Source organism: Methanosarcina sp. Kolksee, from assembly GCF_000969945.1.
Taxonomy (GTDB): Archaea; Halobacteriota; Methanosarcinia; order Methanosarcinales; family Methanosarcinaceae; genus Methanosarcina; species Methanosarcina vacuolata.
Genome location: NZ_CP009524.1, coordinates 4,223,095 through 4,238,961, shown reverse-complemented (window position 1 = coordinate 4,238,961; position 15,867 = coordinate 4,223,095). Strand labels below are relative to the sequence as shown.

Here is a 15,867-nt window from a genome sequence, read left to right as displayed (position 1 = left end):
TGCCCACAGGAAAATGAAAAGAAAAAAAGTGAGAGCTTTAATCACTCTCACACCATCTATTTGTTTTGCACTATCCTTTAAAAGAATCCGTGAAAACAGGTTTAACTTATTTTCGTGCCTTGATTTTCTCAAAGAGCTGCTTCAGGGTATCTTCATTGCTCTTCGTAAACTCGAAAGGCGAGCTTGTGAAAGGTTCGAAGTGCACAGCAACGTCGTCGAGCCTGTAGAAAGTCCCATCGCATTCCATAGCGTCAATGACTCCCGGAAGTACAATATCCGAAGCAGCCACGGTCGGGCAGGGAGCGATATCAAGGCAGATCATGGGCATCTCAGCGAGTAAAGAAGCGCAATCTGCAGGGATGTGACAGACAAGGTCAGCACACATTACAAGAGCTGCATCCACGTCCTTTTCTCTAAGCAAATCTACGGTTGTGAATTCTCCAGGGTTGTAACGTGGATGTCCACGCATGAAGTCAAGCCCGAAGGGGTACCCGTACATGTAGGAAGCAACCTGGTTAAAACCTGCAACGTTACAGTGGCCACGTAGAGCTCCGAGGGTAAACTTGGAGAAATTATTCAGCTCCTTTACAAAATTCATGGCAATTTCGGCATTCCTGTGTTTTCCGATGGATGAGGAAAGCCCGAGCCCCACTGAGATGGCTCCGAAGGTGCAGTTCTTCATCATATCGAGCATTTCTTCCATGACGGGAATGGGAACTCCTGTGATCTCTTCTACCGACGGATGGGGAGTTTTTCCGTGAAGAAGGGTCATAAGTGCGCTAATCAGTTCGTAATCCGAGCCGGGTTTTAGCTGTACGTGAAGGTCGGATGCTTCAGCAGTTGGAGTTTTTCTCGGGTCTATAGTGATAACTGTCCTGTCGAAACGTCCGCGTTTTGTCCAGTAACCTCTCGGGAAAACTGCGTACCTTGACATCTGTCTCGGCATGGATTCAAGAGGATTGGTTCCCCAGTAAACCAGGAGGTCTGCCCTGTTTTTCTTTTGACCTTCAGTTGCACCGACTTTCCCGGATTCCTGAATTCCCATAGCTGTTGGCCCGTGGCAGATAGTGGCATTGGAATCAACAATTGCACCAAGGTATTCCCCTATCTTGAGCCCTATTTCATGTGCTTCACAGGAGGTCTCACTGCCCATGAACAGTAGGGGGCGCTTTGCCGAAACAAGGATATCGGCTGCTCTTTCAAGAGCTTCATCCCAGGCGGCAGGGGTTAATTTTCCTTCGCTCTTTATAAGGGGCTGCCTGAGCCTGTGGGAACTTACAACTTCCTGAAATTTGGCATTTCCCATCTTACATGCGTTTTTAGCTTCAATCTTTCCGTCTCCGAATTCAACCTGGATATCGTCACAGGATGCCCCGCAGACCGGACAGACTATGTTTTTGTAAATCATACTCACTGCCCTCCGATATAAATTTTCAATACTACATCTTCGGCACTAAGGACCTCTTCTTCAGTGGGCTCAATTGTTACCGGGGCACCCTTATAGAGGGGAGAACCCGTGGAAAGAGTATCAGGATCAATGATAACATTCGACCAGATGGCCCTTGGCATAAACACCTGTCCTGGCTGGACTGCATCCGTACATTTTGTGTAAACAACAATCGAATGTTTTCCGTTCCGGCTTGTTACTTTTACTTTAGAAGGAGAGCAAAGTGATGCAAAATCTACAGGTGAAATCCAGCACGATGCACACTCTATAGTGTACTCGTCTGTAAACTTGTCCCCGCCTTTGGCAAGCCTGCCTTCATTAATCGTACTTCCGCTAATGAGTATTACTTCCATAGTTCTCACCTCAGAGTTCAGGGTTTGTATCTGCAACCACGTAAAGCGCTCCTTTTGCCCGCTTGCTGATCGCAAAGTCTCCTGTAAATTTCTTGAATTCGCCTATTAGTTCAACCTCTCCGGATGTGACGCTGTTTTCCATGGATACAAATTCGAAACCCGGGGAGAAGCGCTCGATTTTGCCTCCAACTACTATGGTGCCTCCTGCCATTTCAGCACCGACTCCACGAAGAGCGTTTCCTTTTACGAAGATTAGCCCACCGTTCTGACGGATTCCGCAGAAGCTTTCAACATTGCCTTCTACAAGAATTTCTCCGCCGTCCATGCCGCCTCCAAGCTGATGGCGAGCAGAGCCTTCAATAACGATCCGTCCACCTTTCATACCGTGCCATTTTCCTCTGTAAGCGCAGCCCACGTGGTCTCCTGCATTGCCTTTTATGTTCAGGAGTCCGCCTGTCATTTCCATACCTGCCCAGGAATCTGCGTCTCCGTAAACGACGATCTCTCCCCCTTTCATCCCGGTGCCTACGTGCATGCCAGCAGAACCTTCAATTTCGATTTTTCCTGCGCTCATGCCTTCACCAATTCTTTTTACTCTTATTGCGTCACCTTTTATGCGGATGAGGGTCTCGGCTGCAGAACTTCCTCCGTTGCCTATTACTTCAAAAAACTCGGAGAGAGGATAGGTCTTTGGCCCCTGCCAGATTGCCAGGTTTCCAATTTCTTCGGCACTTTTGCCTGCAAAGGCGTCAGGAGTTATAACGTCGGCTTCCAGTTTAATGTCAATCTCTTTTTTAGGAATAAGCATTACTTCTGCTATTTTTTCAGCGCTTTCGCCAGCAAATGAGCCCGGCTTTATAACTGCCTCAAGTTTACTTTCAACTTCATTTTTATTAATAAGAACTCCCTCTGTCATTACCTCACCTCACCACGTTAACCTGTATGGGAGTCGGATTTTTCAGATACTTTTCTGGAGTTGGATAGTTAGCAAAGCCCAGGGTGTAGTACCTGAACCATTCCTTCACGTCGACCAGCATCTCCTTTTCCCGCTCGTCTTCTACATGTACTTCGGAATAATAGGTCCGCTTTTCAGGTACGGAAACAATATCTCCTTTAACAGATACAATTTCGCCACCCTTTACAGTGTATTCTGCCTTCCTGAAAGCCTGAAGTAGAGCCTCATAGTTGTTTGTGTCAAGCTGCTGTGGATTTATGTTATAGACTGTGACATCTCCATCAGCGCCCAATCCAAGAGAACCTTTCCTGTGGGCCATGCCAATTGTTTTAGCCGGGTTTGCCCTGGTCAGGATTGCAAGGTCATAGAGGGAAAGTTCCCGGTTTATGCTTCCGAGTTCACTCCTATCGTTTGCCCATTTATGGCATTCGCTAAAGGTCTGTTTCCTGAAAGCTTCGGACATGATCCAGGTCATAACTTCCGGATATTTCGTAAACGGCCCACCGTTGGGACTGTCAGTGGTCATAATTGTCTTCCAGGGGTCATTGATAAGCAGGAGACATTCAAGTCCCATTGCCCACTGCAGGCTGTGTACCGGATTAGCTTTTAAGTAAGTGAAGGGAATAACACCTGACCCACCCTCCATCTCAACGTCAGTATTCGACCACTTGTTTCCTGTAAGCTTGTACATATCCTGGATGGCAGGCCCATCTCCTGTCATAACCGTGGCTTCTCCGAAGGGCGTGCATCCACTATCGATTACTACATGGTCTTTGTTGTTGATATATTCTGCAATATCTTTTACCCCGGATTCACAGTCTCCCCAGGTAGTGCCTGCAAAACTGTTGAACATCATGTGGGCGAGGTATACGGAACGGTCCCTTGAAGGGTCAATTTTGGTTTCAGCCCATTCCACATCCATATCCTGCCTGGGTTTTATGCCGTCGAGGATTTTGAGGGAATCTTTAGTAATTGTATAACAGCCGGGATGTCCCAGGTTATTTGCGTGCAGGTGAAGAGGTACAGGCATGCCGAGAAGTTCATTGACCTCGCTAAGCCCTTTTATAGTTTCTCTTGGGGTAATTTCGAAATGGATGTTGGCTTCATCAAGAGAGTGTACGTTTTTACCCCAGCCCCAGTTTTCGACTCCTGCAGGGTTGACACACTTAATTCCATAGGACTTGTGAGTTTTCATCATCCAGGCCACATAAGCCGCAGCCTTTTCGATATCTCCATCTCTGAGGTAGCGCATCAAAAAGAAGTTGTTTCCAAGTATCAGATATCCACCCATGTCAAGGAGCGGAGTAGCACGCATCTCTTCATGAGTGTGACGTGCTTCAAGAGGGGGAATCGCAGCCTCAAAAACAGTTGTATAACCCATTGCTGTGTAATCGTATCCCTGTTTGTAAACAGAGGGAACAGTGTAACCTGAGCCTGAATGAGTAAGTGAAGTCTTCTGGAGATTTGCTTTATAATGGTCTTCAGGACGCATCGACCTGCCGGCGTTAACCTTTGCCCCTGCAACGTGAGAGTGGGAGTCAACCCCTCCGGGCATAACCGTCATACCAGAGGCATCAATAACCTTTGCGTCTTTTAGGTCGGCTGCAGAAAGCTCTCTTACAACTTTTCCGTCCTTGATGAAGACATCCATAATTTCCCCATTTATTTCATTGAGGGGATCAAAGACGTATCCGTTCTTAATTGCAATTGTTCCTGCCATTTATTCCACCTCTTTTTTTACAAGCCTGATAGCGTCAACAGGACAAATCATGGCGCAGGCTCCATCTGCTCCACAGCGGTCCTGGTCTATGACTGAAATTCTCCCGTTCTTAACCCCAAGAAGAGCTTTTTCGTCCATGTTGTTCAGGTGCCCGGCTGCAAGTTCACGGTCAGAATAGGCATTTACCGGACAGACAATTACACAGTTTCCGCAGCCCAGACATGCAGCTTCATCGGTTTCCAGGCGAGTACGGAGCATAGCCTCTGGAGCAGGGGTTTCAAGCAGCTTCTTCTCAAGAACGCCCTTTTTCTCCATTTCCGGGAGAATTGCAGTTTTTCTGACATCTATGGCGTTAACAGGGCAGGCAACTGCACAGGCTCCACAGTAAATACAGGCATCGGGGCGGTGACTGATCTTTTCGACTCTTTCTCCAGGTTTAGCTTTTTTATTGAAAATAGCATTTGCAGGACAGACTTCCACACAGGTGTGGCAGGTCTGGCAGACATCCTCATCCCTGGTCCAGCGCCCTTCAAAGGGCTTTTCTACAGAAATAGCATTAACCGGACAGACTGCTGCACACCAGCCGCAGTGGACACAGCATTCGGTATCAATATTGGTTTTTCCGACAAGCTTCAGTTTTCCATCCGCTGAAATATCCCGTGTTACCTCAATACAGCCTTGAGGGCAGATATCCTCACAAAGCCCACAGTGGACGCAGCTTTCGTTTACTGACGTCGGTTTCATAGCCCTGAAAAGATAAGAAATGTCAGTGAGGGTTTTTCCTTCCTGCTTCATTTCAAGAGCACCTGTGGGGCAAACTTTCGCACAAATTCCACAGACCAGGCAGGCTTCACTTTCTTTCATTTCCAGGAAATCCGCATCTACCAACCCTCTTGTTATAGCTCCAACAGCCCCTATGGCCAGGTTACCTTTGGGGCATGCCTGTACGCAGGTCCCGCAGCCAATGCATTTTTCGGGGGAATAGATCAGCTGCTTGTCTTTTTTTTCGGCAAAGACAGACAATCGCATATCTTCTTGCATTTTGCTTACCTCTCAACGTTATTCTGTGCAACCGCCGCACAGCAGCTCGTTATCATGTTGAATGAACATTTCACCGCAATTTTTACAGCACTGTATCCTCTTTTTCATTCGAACCGGAACTTCAAGGTCCACAAATTTCCAGGAATACACTTTTTCTCCTGCAGCCAGGAGGATTGGTAAAACCTCCGTATGAGGAAGTTTTTCGGTGTTCAGGAACCAGGCGTGAAGTTTGGGATAATCCTTTGTTTTCTCAGGGTCGAGGAGGATTCGTATCCCTTTTATGCTGTTAGCTCCTTCAGGCGCCTGTTTGTTTACCGTGACCGCCATCTTCCCAAAGTTCATGATCTTCAACCCATTGTTTCCGATGGTAGCTCCGGCAAGGATCTGGAATGGGTCAGGCATACAGCTTTTTGTTTCGCAGGTCACGTATATGCGTTCCCCGTCCCGGACATCGAGCTCCCGTCTTGCGATATTGAGCATCTGGATGCCGATTAATGCCCCAGAGGTCAGGAAGCCGTGAAAGGGGACTACTTTTTCGATCTGTGAAAGTAGTTCTGGATCCTTTACTTGCTTCAGAATCGTCTCCATCTGGTGTTTTTCTTCATCTGAATTTTTGTGCAATTTGTACACCACCGTGGGTTTCACCGTTATGTTTAAATAAACATAACGCTAAAGATGTCAAGTATTAACAGGATGAATTTAAGACAGTCAGGTTATCTGGCGGAATTATTTTATCAGGACTTACGCGGTTTAAATGTGGATAGCGTTAACTTTAAACTGTCTAACTTTCATATAATTATGAGTTTTGTTGTGTGTGACTTCTGCTTGCAGGTGCACAAGTCCTAATTCTTTAAATTCCAATATAACGCAGAAGGATACAGCGTATTTATAGGTAACTTTTTATAAGTAACTTTTTTACAGGAACTTACTTATTTTTTATGTTATACCGGGGCGAAATTCCAATATAAGGGAGAGAACCCTAATATTGGCCGGCCACAGAAAAAAACACCAGCCAAAGCTATGCAGCTTCCAGATATGTAAAGCTCAACATATCTATAAATACGGAAGACAGGACTTTCGCGCTCAATATATATAAACATATATTTTATAAAATTATCGATGAAAATAGGAATCTCCTGTTAAAAAAAAGACAATATAGATAAATTCTTTTTTTAAAGTTTAGAAAATACGTGCTCGATATACATTATGTTTTAAAGAGTACATATTTAAAGCAGATATGGGACAGAGGCAAATAATTAATAAGAGGAAAACGAGGGCAAAAATCGAAATTTGTCCGCGTTGCCCCACTAAAAAATGTAAATTTCATGCAATTACTGGAGAGGAATTTTCACCCATGTTCAGGTTTTAGTTGCAGGGTTAAGGAGCGTGTTAAGTTCTTCATCCTTAAGGTCATAGTGGAAGAATTCCGAGTAGAACTTGCGGGTCAGTTCGGAGAGGTCCATATCTGCGAAAAGATCAGGATACAGCATTTTTGCAGTCCAGGCAGTTCCCAGGATAAGGTGAGGGCCCTGAGGTCTGTCAATCCAGCAGAAAGGATTCTGAGGAGCGAGATATATCCTTTTGTTCTGGACGGCATCCACGCTTTTCCAGAGAGTGTCTGAATATACGCTTGCATAGAACTGTGGATTGGAAGTGATAATTATCTGGGGGTTCCAGTTCATGACCTGTTCTATTGAGACCTGGGTCATGCCGCTTACAGGCGTGAGAGGACAGTCGGCAACGTTGATACCTCCGCAGATATCAATTACCTGGGAATGTTGCGATCCCGAAGGGTCGGTCATCAGGCCTTCAGGGCCTTCGGCATAGTAAACCCGTACTTTTTCATTTTCGGGGATGTCTTTTACAGTACTGTTGATTTCATTAAGAATTGAACTGCGGAATTCAATCAGTTTTTTTGCCTGGGCTTCGCAATTAAGCAGCTTGCCCACATATTCGATAGTAGAATCGGATTGTGTCACAAAAAGAATAGAATCATTAATAGCCACCACCGGAATGCTGCCGAGATTTTCCTGCCTGCGTTCTATGGCTTCATTAGTTTCTCCATCCGTGGCTGTGCTTTCAATAACAATGTCAGGATGCATCTCAATTATAGTTTCATAATTTCCGGTCTTGCTTCCTAACCAGTTTCCTATTACAGGTAGATTTGAGTAATTTTCATCCATGAAGGGTTGGGTGAAATTTTGTTTGGAGTTCCAGCCTGCAAGTTTGTCCGGCGCAAGCATATACACAAGGATGGCGGAAGGCGAAGAAGTACCTATAACCGAGGATATTTCCGCAGGCACAGTTAACTGTCTTCCCATCATATCGGTGATTTGCACTGTACTTGAATTCTGAAGCTCAGTGCTTGAGGTTGGGACCGCCTGTTGATTCGTATTTTCTACACATCCAGAGAGCATAACAATTGGAAGCAGAAGGGGGAGAAGCAATATATTATATATTTTTTGATTCATAGAAACGCCTGGCACACTTTTTAATATTTGGTTGTTATGTTCCTACAAACATAATGCATATAGAGGTTTTATCCCGTAAAAATACACAGTCGCAGGATAAGTATAATTAATAATTGCAGAACGCTTGTGGTCTTATTCTAATTTTGAACTAAAAAATATCTATGGAAAGAGGTTACCTATTTCCTAGTACATCTATATATAATTTTCTATTTACTCCATCTCTTCCCCTGGGCTTCAGTTAAGAAGATTGCTGTTAAGTAAAAAATAAACAAAAATATATTCTTTTTTGTATTCTTTTAAACTCCAACTATACTTAATGTTATTAAAAAATCTCTTTATTACAAATAGTGTTACAAAATAGAAAATTATTAATCATAAGATAATTAAGTACCTGTTAATGTCTTCTTCAGAAATCCAGATAAAAGAGATGGTAGCCCATAAATGGGACCTTGCATCCGGGACTTTTGATACTCATGCAGGACATGGGATACAGAGTCAAAAAGAAAGAGACGCCTGGAAGCGTGCTTTCTTGAAGGTTTTTCCGGAAAAAAGTTTGAAAATTCTTGACGTTGGCTGCGGGACAGGAGAATTAAGCTTACTGTTTGCTGAAATGGGGCATGAGGTTACAGGAATTGACATTTCCGGACAAATGCTGAAAATCGCAAAAGCAAAGGCTGAGTCCTGCGGAACTGAAATAATTTTTAGGGAGGGAGATGCAGAAAACCCTCCTTTTGATACATCTTCTTTTGATATTGTGTTCAGCCGTCATCTTCTCTGGACACTCCCTAATCCAAAAACAGCCGTGGAGAACTGGAATAAGCTCCTGCGGAAAAATGGAAAAGTTGTGATTATCGATGGAGTATGGGACAGCGGGACTCTGGAGTCCAGGATTCGAAGAAACGCAGGTGTTCTTTTGACACTGCTCCTTGAAAGAAAAGACCCCCGAAAAGGACACTCTGACTATTCAGATGAACTCAAAGCCCGGCTCCCGCATTCCGGAGGAGCTCCGCTTGAAAAAGTAAAGGAGTATCTGTCTAATTCGGGCTTTGAAAATATCCAGGTCTTTGACCTGAAAGAAGTAAAAGCGGCCCAGAAAGAGAAGATGCCGTTAGGTGAACGGGTTGTACGCAGTTATCAGTACTATCTCATCTGCGGTCGAAAATAAAATTCATTAAAAAAGATGGTGTTCCAAAATGAAAAATAAAAACTCCCCCTTGATTATATTATTAATTTTCCTGCTAACCTGCGCCATCCTGACTACTTCCGGGTGCAGCAGTACAGAAGAAAGTGGAGCAAAAGACGCAGTCTCCGGGACGGAGGTTAACTCAGGATCAGATAATGCTTCCCAACCAGCAGGAGATTCTGAAACTAATACACTTGTACTTGGTGAGATGTGGAATATCGAATCGATTGATCCAATTAATGGGGATGGTACCCTTATCTGCGAGAAAGCTGCAATAACCGAAACTCTTGTTGGTGCCAATGAAAATTTCTCGCTTAAGCCTGGGCTTGCAACTTCCTGGGAACAACTTGATGAAAATACCTGGGAATTTAAGCTAAGAGATAATGTTACCTTCCATGACGGAAGTAAAATGACTGCAAAAGACGTAAATTTCACTCTGGAAAAAGTCATTTCAGAAAATGCGAAAGTTGCTTCCATGCTAAAAATAGATTCTATAGAAATAGTTGACAACTATACTCTTAAAATCAAAACCAAAGAAATCAACCCTATCCTTCCTGGAGTTCTCCATTATCCTGATACTGCTATAATAAGTCCCTCTTCTTATGATGAAAACGGAGAATTTGTAAAACCTGTTGGAACGGGCCCGCATAAATTCGAATCCTTTGACGAACAGACCAGAGTTCTGACAGTCGTTAAGAACGAAAACTGGTGGGGAGGAGAAGTAGGGCTTGATAAAATGATCCTTAAGGGGATACCTGATCCAAACACAAGGGCAATGGCAATCGAAAATGGAGAAGTTGACTTCACCGTTGATGTACCCTATAGTGAAACTGACAGGATTGACGCCATAGACGGCATTAACGTAGAGAAGTACAAAACTCCCAGAGTCTACAAACTTGACCTTAACCTGAAGCATGAACCTCTTGAAGATGTCAGAGTCAGGCAGGCTATGTCCTATGCCATAAACAGGTCTGATATCGCAGAAAATGTGCTATACAATGTAGGAGAAGCTGCTGCAGGTCCTTTCCTGCCCACAATGGTCTGGGCAAACAAGAGCCTGAAGCCCTACAGCCAGGACCTTGAGAAAGCTGATGAGCTCCTGACAGCTGCGGGCTGGGTTGACACTGATGGGGACGGAATAAGGGATAAGGACGGAAAACCCCTCAAGCTCAACCTTATGACTTATGCTGCAAGGCCTGGTCTCCCTCCAATGGCTGAAGCTATGGCTGCCCAGTTAAAGGAGGCAGGAATAGGCATAGAGACAGAAGTTATGGAAATGGGGTCAATAGATGACAGAAGAGAAAAAGGAGACTGGGACATCTACCTTGCAGCTTACAATATCGCAATGGTTCCTGATCCGGAATATATTCTTACGAACTGGTATATGACAAATGGCACTGATAATGGACCTGGATATTCCAATTCGAAAGTAGATGCTTTGATAACGGAAGCCAGAAAAATCACGGATCTGAATGAACGCTATAAAAAGTTCAATGAGGTAGAATCTATCGTTTATGATGAACAGCCCATGATCATAGTGGCTTACTACGGCTGTGCAATCGTGAAAAAAGATTATGTAAAAGGATATGTTTTCGACCCGACAGCCCATGACTACCGGATAAATGCGGACATGTATCTGGAAAATAAAAGCTGAAGGGATTTTCAGGGAAGGGTCTGAATTTTTCAGACTCTAACCCTGGGTCCATATTCACTCAAAGTAGTACGGATAGATAGGCTTTCTTTCTGTCCGGGTTGAGGCGAAAACATGAAATATTTCATAAAAAGGGCAGGTTTCATGGCACTTACGCTTTTTGCAGTTTGTGCTTTGACTTTTTTCCTTATGAACGTAATTCCGGGAGGCACGGCTAATTTAGTCCTCAAGCACACATTTGTGGGCCTGGAAGAAAGCGTTACCGAAGAACAGCTTAACCAGATTTCAGATAGATATGACCTGGATGACCCTCTTTACCTGCAATTTTTCAGGTGGATTAAAGAAGCAGTATTTAAAGGGGACATCGGAACTTCCTATGTTTTCAAAAAGCCAGTCCTTTATCTTCTGGCTTTACGCCTCCCAGCAACTATCCAGCTCGCATTGGTGAGTATGTTAATTGCAATACTTGCGGGAGTAAGCCTGGGAATTTACTCATCCCTACGGGAAAACAAGATTTCGGATCACATTCTCAGGATCGTGACTCTCTTTGGAGTTTCAATGCCCGGTTTCTGGGTAGCCCTGCTTCTTATCCTGATATTTTCCCTGAAGCTGAAACTCGTTCCTGTGACGGGTTACGGGAGCCTGGAAAATCTGCTTTTGCCCGCCGCAGCCCTTTCTCTTCATTCCATTGCTGCGGTTATGAGAGTTACGAGGACAAGCATGCTTGAGACCCTGGGACAGGAATACATCAGGTTTGCAAAAGCCAAAGGACTTCCTTTATGGAAAATCGTAAGCAGGCATGCCCTTAAAAATGCAATGCTACCTGTTATCACAGTCATTGGTTTTCAGATGGGAAGCTTGCTTGGAGGGGCTGTTGTGATTGAAAAGATCTTTGCCTGGCCAGGGATAGGAAGCCTGCTCGTGGACTCAATTTCTGCCAGGGATTTGCCTGTGGTCCAGGGCTGTGTGCTTGCAATCGTTACGATGTTCCTCTTTGTGCATTTCTTTGTGGACATGCTCTATACGCATCTGGACCCACGGATAAGGTACGGCTGATATTATGGACAATGTATTTGCTAATAAGTTAAGAAAAAAGAGTTTCTCGCTTCCGGAAGCTTACGGAAGTCAATTTGTAAAAAGAGTTTTTCAAAGGAAAGATATGCTTTTTGCACTGGCAGTCCTTTTGCTTTTTGCCGTGCTTGCCATTTTTGCTCCACTGCTTTCCCCTTACGACCCCAATGTAATTGACCTGAAGAATAAGAATCTGAGTCCTTCAGAGGAGCACATCCTGGGTACGGATTACCTTGGAAGGGACCTCCTGAGCCGAATCCTTATAGGGGCCCGGACTTCCCTTTCAATTGCAGCAGGAGTAGTGCTGATTTCCCTGTTTCTGGGAACTGCGGCGGGCTGTGCAGCAGGCTATTATGGGGGCCTTGTGGATGAAAGTATCTCCAGGGTTATAGATATCTTCCTTTCTTTTCCTTCGGTTATCTTTGCCCTCACTATTATGGGGGCACTCGGGGCCGGGGTTTTCAACCTGATGCTTGCCCTCTCGATAGTCCACTGGGCAAAGTACGCCAGGATGATGCGGGGGCAGGTCCTTTCAATCAAAAAACAGGAATTTGTCCTTTCTGCCATAACGGGTGGGGCCGGAGATTTTTACATAATACGCAAGCATATTGTGCCCAATGCCATAGCCACTCTCCTCGTGCTGGCTACAATAGATTTCGGACACGTAATTCTCTCTATTGCCACATTGAGTTTTCTCGGAATAGGGCTGCCTGCCGATGTGCCTGAATGGGGGGCAATGCTTTCCGCAGGAAAGGAATTCATGAGGACAGCTCCTTACCAGACGATCTTTCCAGGGCTTGCCATAACTTCCATTGTGATTATCTTCAGTATCCTTGGAGACGGTATGAGGGATATCCTTGACCCAAATCACGAAGGAGGCGAAATCGATTGAGTCTGCTTGAAATAAGAGACCTTTCGGTTGAGTTTCCTGCAGGTGAGAATACTGTAAAAGCAGTTTCTCACGTCTTCTTTGAGATCAGGGAAGGAGAAACTTTCGGGATAATCGGGGAAAGCGGGTCAGGAAAATCTGTTATCGGCCTTTCCCTGCTGAGGCTTCTTCCGACAAATGCGAATGTTTCAGGAACGGTGTTTTTTCGTGGGCAGGACCTTTTTTCCCTTAAACTTTCAGAGCTCCGGAAAATCCGGGGAAAACGCATTTCTCTCATGCCCCAGAACCCTGCCGGAGCCCTGAACCCTGTTCTTAAAAACCGGCTTCAGATAGAGGAAGTTTTCGAAGAAAGAGGGGTTGACAAAAAGGAGGGGATGAAAAAATCGCTGAGGCTTATGAAAAAACTCCTTTTGAAATACCCCGAAAAACTCTGTGACCTCTATCCGCACCAGTTGTCTGGAGGCATGAGGCAGAGGTTGATCGCTTGCATGTCTCTTTCTTTTGAGCCCGAGCTTGTGATTGCGGATGAACCTACAAAAGGGCTGGACCCCGAAGCAAAGGAAGGGGCAGTGGAGCTTTTTACTAAAATAAAAAAAGAATATGGGAAGACAATGCTCCTGATCACTCATGACCTTGATCTGGCTCTTGAGGTTTGCGACAGAATAGCCGTGATGTATGCAGGAGAGATTGTGGAACTGGATGAGGCTTCAAAAGTTTTGAACACACCCCTGCATCCTTATACAAAAGGGCTTATCCGGGCTCAACCCAGAAACGGGCTTGTTCCCCTGAGCGGGCAGAGCCCAAGCAGGATATGCCTTCCTGATGGCTGTCTTTTCCATGAGAGGTGCAGGTACTCGAGTATTGAGTGCTTCAGAAAACATCCTGAGATGAAAAACCATAAAGGAGGCTGGATCAGGTGTCACTTCCAGTCCTTTCAGTAAACGAACTGGCAATGAACTTTGGGACTCTGGATGTGTTCACAAACGTCAGTTTTTCAGTATCTCGCGGAGAAACCCTTGGACTTTTCGGAAAAAGCGGTTCAGGAAAGACCACTATCGGCAAATGTATTGTAGGGCTTGAAAGACCCACAGGCGGAGAAATCCGGGTTCAGGGAGCGAATATACTGAATATGGGTAAAAAAGAGTTCAGGAAACTGCGCCCTAAAATCCAGATGATTTTCCAGCATCCTGAGACTTCTCTTGACCCTCGTATGAAAGCTTTTGAGAACCTTATAGAGCCCCTCAAACTTCATTCCGGGCTAAAACAAGATGCTCTACTGAAGCGGGGAGAGGAACTGGCAGAACTTACAGGGCTGCGCCCTGAACATCTTGCTCGTTATCCGGTTCAGCTCAGCGGAGGGGAGATCCAGAGGATAGTGCTCGCAAGGATCATGGCTTTATCTCCTGATTTTATCGTTGCTGACGAGCCGACTTCTATGCTTGATGTTTCAGTGCAGGCACAGATCCTGCGCCTTATGCAGAAGCTTCAGAGGGAGACAGGCGTTTCCTACTTGCTGATCTCCCATGACCTTGAAGTGTTAAGGAAGGTTTGCCACAGGATTGCCTATCTCGATAACGGAACCATCACCTCAATTGAAAATATAAAGAGAGTTGTTAATATATGACCATTCAGGAAAACCAGATCAAACAGAATATTGCCCGCATATGGGACGTTTCGTCCGAGACCTATGACAGCCATGAAGGGCATGGGATCACGAGTGAAGCCGAAAGAGAAGCCTGGAAAAACGTGTTTAAAAACCTTCTTCCTCCAGGCAGGTTAAAGGTGCTTGACGTAGGTTGCGGGACCTGCGAAATTGGGTTGCTGTTTGCTGAAATGGGGCATCACGTTACAGGCCTTGACCTTTCAGAAAAAATGCTTGCAAAAGCCAGGGAAAAAGCTTCCCGAAGAGGGTTTAATAGTGTCTTCAAAAAAGGGGATGCTGAAGCTCCTCCTTTTGAGGCAGGTTCATTTGATGTAGTTGTCAACCGACATCTCCTCTGGACCCTTCCTCACCCTGATACTGCGGTCCAGAACTGGAAAAAGGTGCTTGTGGAAGGAGGAAAGCTTATTGTTATTGATGGAGTCTGGAATGATGGTTCAATAGAAACAAACGCAAGGAGGCTTGTAAGTGATTTCTGCACTTTGCTTGTTGAAAGAAGGAATCCCAGAAAAGGGCATTACTCCAGAGAGATAGACAGTGAACTTCCAAACAGGCATGGAGTCTCTCCTGAAAAAATGCTTGAATACTTCAGGGTTGCGGGATTCAATAATATAAAAGACATCGACCTGAAAGATATTATGGACCTTCAGAAAGAGGACATGCCGTTCAGGAAACGGATAGCTTATAATTACAAGTACCACTTAATCTATGGGGAAAAGTGAACCTGAAGGAAATGTGGAAATAAAATGAAAACAGGATTTATGGGCAGGAGTCAATACTTATAGGCTCTTTAAAGTGAGAACTAAAGAGAACCGTATCGGAGGGAAAAGATGGGCGTAAAGGAAGAGGTTTACGAACAGATCATTGAAATTCTTAAAGATGCAAAATTTCCCATAAACACAATGGATGAGTTGATTGCTGCCTTGCCTGAAGGGCTTGACACTACAGGCAGAATCGGTGATGTTGAGGTTACTGCAAGAGAGGCGGAAGGCCTGATTACTGAAAAGGATTTTCCGTTCAAAGATGCAAAACATGTGGCAGATCTGCTGATCGAAAGAGCCGGGCTTTGACCTGACTTCTTTAGGTCCAAATAGGCAAAAATCGATAATGAGAATAAACTCTATAGAAATAAGCTCCTGTCTTCCAAATCCAAAACGAACGATAGACCCAAAATACAACTCCAATAATATGTGTGTAACGGGAATATGGTGGATGTGCGTAGCAGGAATATGATGAGAAATTGTGAATATATTTATAATAAAAGAGCTTATATTTAGGCAGGAATACGCACCTGGACTGAAAAATCAATAGCATGAAGCATTGAAATGCCTGAATATAAATATTCCTGACAGATCAATACATGCTTTTATTTGTCCCTCAAGTGCGTAAATCCTGGTAGGAAATTACCTGGCAGTGTCGCAAGTTT

At 44.7% G+C, this 15,867-nt stretch carries 15 protein-coding genes; 8 read left to right on the top strand and 7 right to left on the bottom strand.

Annotated features, from left to right (window positions below; translation table 11 throughout):
• Positions 1-106: 106 nt before the first annotated feature.
• From MSKOL_RS17415 to MSKOL_RS17385, 7 genes are all read right to left on the bottom strand, one after another.
• Entirely contained in the window at positions 107-1,408 is a 1,302-nt protein-coding gene (locus MSKOL_RS17415) for a formylmethanofuran dehydrogenase subunit B (RefSeq protein WP_048123082.1), read from the bottom strand.
• Between the two features lie 2 nt (positions 1,409-1,410).
• Positions 1,411-1,800, bottom strand: coding sequence for a molybdopterin dinucleotide binding domain-containing protein (locus tag MSKOL_RS17410; protein ID WP_048123080.1), 390 nt, complete (start codon positions 1,798-1,800; stop codon positions 1,411-1,413).
• Positions 1,801-1,810: 10 nt separating this feature from the next.
• The gene (locus MSKOL_RS17405; RefSeq protein WP_048157929.1) at positions 1,811-2,716 is read right to left on the bottom strand and encodes a formylmethanofuran dehydrogenase subunit C; all 906 of its coding nucleotides are present in this window, start codon (positions 2,714-2,716) and stop codon (positions 1,811-1,813) included.
• A 4-nt stretch (positions 2,717-2,720) separates the two neighbouring features.
• The gene (locus tag MSKOL_RS17400; protein ID WP_048157928.1) at positions 2,721-4,475 is read right to left on the bottom strand and encodes a formylmethanofuran dehydrogenase subunit A; all 1,755 of its coding nucleotides are present in this window, start codon (positions 4,473-4,475) and stop codon (positions 2,721-2,723) included.
• Positions 4,476-5,516 (bottom strand): 4Fe-4S dicluster domain-containing protein, encoded by a 1,041-nt coding sequence (locus MSKOL_RS17395; protein WP_048123074.1) that lies wholly within the window; start codon positions 5,514-5,516, stop codon positions 4,476-4,478. It abuts the gene before it with no gap.
• 18 nt (positions 5,517-5,534) lie between these two features.
• Positions 5,535-6,146 (bottom strand): FmdE family protein, encoded by a 612-nt coding sequence (locus MSKOL_RS17390; RefSeq protein WP_231592675.1) that lies wholly within the window; start codon positions 6,144-6,146, stop codon positions 5,535-5,537.
• Positions 6,147-6,874: 728 nt separating this feature from the next.
• The gene (locus MSKOL_RS17385; protein WP_048157927.1) at positions 6,875-7,987 is read right to left on the bottom strand and encodes an iron ABC transporter substrate-binding protein; all 1,113 of its coding nucleotides are present in this window, start codon (positions 7,985-7,987) and stop codon (positions 6,875-6,877) included.
• 397 nt (positions 7,988-8,384) lie between these two features.
• Here MSKOL_RS17385 and MSKOL_RS17380 point away from each other — a divergent pair, with 397 nt between their 5' ends.
• From MSKOL_RS17380 to MSKOL_RS17345, 8 genes are all read left to right on the top strand, one after another.
• Entirely contained in the window at positions 8,385-9,152 is a 768-nt protein-coding gene (locus tag MSKOL_RS17380) for a class I SAM-dependent methyltransferase (RefSeq protein ID WP_048157926.1), read from the top strand.
• A 28-nt stretch (positions 9,153-9,180) separates the two neighbouring features.
• Positions 9,181-10,824: an ABC transporter substrate-binding protein gene (locus MSKOL_RS17375; protein ID WP_048157925.1), complete on the top strand. Its 1,644-nt coding sequence runs from the start codon at positions 9,181-9,183 to the stop codon at positions 10,822-10,824.
• Positions 10,825-10,935: 111 nt separating this feature from the next.
• On the top strand, positions 10,936-11,877 hold the full coding sequence (locus MSKOL_RS17370) for an ABC transporter permease (RefSeq protein ID WP_048157924.1): 942 nt from the start codon (positions 10,936-10,938) through the stop codon (positions 11,875-11,877).
• Between the two features lie 4 nt (positions 11,878-11,881).
• Complete coding sequence (locus tag MSKOL_RS17365) at positions 11,882-12,784, top strand: ABC transporter permease (RefSeq protein ID WP_048157923.1); 903 nt, start codon at positions 11,882-11,884, stop codon at positions 12,782-12,784.
• Complete coding sequence (locus tag MSKOL_RS17360) at positions 12,781-13,722, top strand: ABC transporter ATP-binding protein (protein ID WP_048123062.1); 942 nt, start codon at positions 12,781-12,783, stop codon at positions 13,720-13,722. Before MSKOL_RS17365 ends, MSKOL_RS17360 begins: the two co-directional genes overlap by 4 nt.
• A complete protein-coding gene (locus MSKOL_RS17355; protein ID WP_052725596.1) occupies positions 13,698-14,405 on the top strand; it encodes an ABC transporter ATP-binding protein in 708 nt (235 codons plus the stop codon). The genes MSKOL_RS17360 and MSKOL_RS17355 overlap by 25 nt, the downstream gene beginning before the upstream one ends.
• Entirely contained in the window at positions 14,402-15,163 is a 762-nt protein-coding gene (locus tag MSKOL_RS17350; protein WP_048157921.1) for a class I SAM-dependent methyltransferase, read from the top strand. Before MSKOL_RS17355 ends, MSKOL_RS17350 begins: the two co-directional genes overlap by 4 nt.
• A gap of 108 nt (positions 15,164-15,271) precedes the next feature.
• On the top strand, positions 15,272-15,511 hold the full coding sequence (locus MSKOL_RS17345; RefSeq protein WP_048123058.1) for an MTH865 family protein: 240 nt from the start codon (positions 15,272-15,274) through the stop codon (positions 15,509-15,511).
• The last annotated feature ends 356 nt before the right edge of the window (positions 15,512-15,867 follow it).

Coding starts and splice junctions, on each gene's coding strand:
- MSKOL_RS17400 (WP_048157928.1), bottom strand. CDS start 4,475: ATGGCAGGAACAATTGCAATTAAGAACGGATACGTCTTTGATCCCCTC.
- MSKOL_RS17380 (WP_048157926.1), top strand. CDS start 8,385: ATGTCTTCTTCAGAAATCCAGATAAAAGAGATGGTAGCCCATAAATGG.
- MSKOL_RS17385 (WP_048157927.1), bottom strand. CDS start 7,987: ATGAATCAAAAAATATATAATATATTGCTTCTCCCCCTTCTGCTTCCA.
- MSKOL_RS17415 (WP_048123082.1), bottom strand. CDS start 1,408: ATGATTTACAAAAACATAGTCTGTCCGGTCTGCGGGGCATCCTGTGAC.
- MSKOL_RS17370 (WP_048157924.1), top strand. CDS start 10,936: ATGAAATATTTCATAAAAAGGGCAGGTTTCATGGCACTTACGCTTTTT.
- MSKOL_RS17345 (WP_048123058.1), top strand. CDS start 15,272: ATGGGCGTAAAGGAAGAGGTTTACGAACAGATCATTGAAATTCTTAAA.
- MSKOL_RS17365 (WP_048157923.1), top strand. CDS start 11,882: ATGGACAATGTATTTGCTAATAAGTTAAGAAAAAAGAGTTTCTCGCTT.
- MSKOL_RS17375 (WP_048157925.1), top strand. CDS start 9,181: ATGAAAAATAAAAACTCCCCCTTGATTATATTATTAATTTTCCTGCTA.
- MSKOL_RS17405 (WP_048157929.1), bottom strand. CDS start 2,716: ATGACAGAGGGAGTTCTTATTAATAAAAATGAAGTTGAAAGTAAACTT.
- MSKOL_RS17350 (WP_048157921.1), top strand. CDS start 14,402: ATGACCATTCAGGAAAACCAGATCAAACAGAATATTGCCCGCATATGG.
- MSKOL_RS17410 (WP_048123080.1), bottom strand. CDS start 1,800: ATGGAAGTAATACTCATTAGCGGAAGTACGATTAATGAAGGCAGGCTT.
- MSKOL_RS17395 (WP_048123074.1), bottom strand. CDS start 5,516: ATGCAAGAAGATATGCGATTGTCTGTCTTTGCCGAAAAAAAAGACAAG.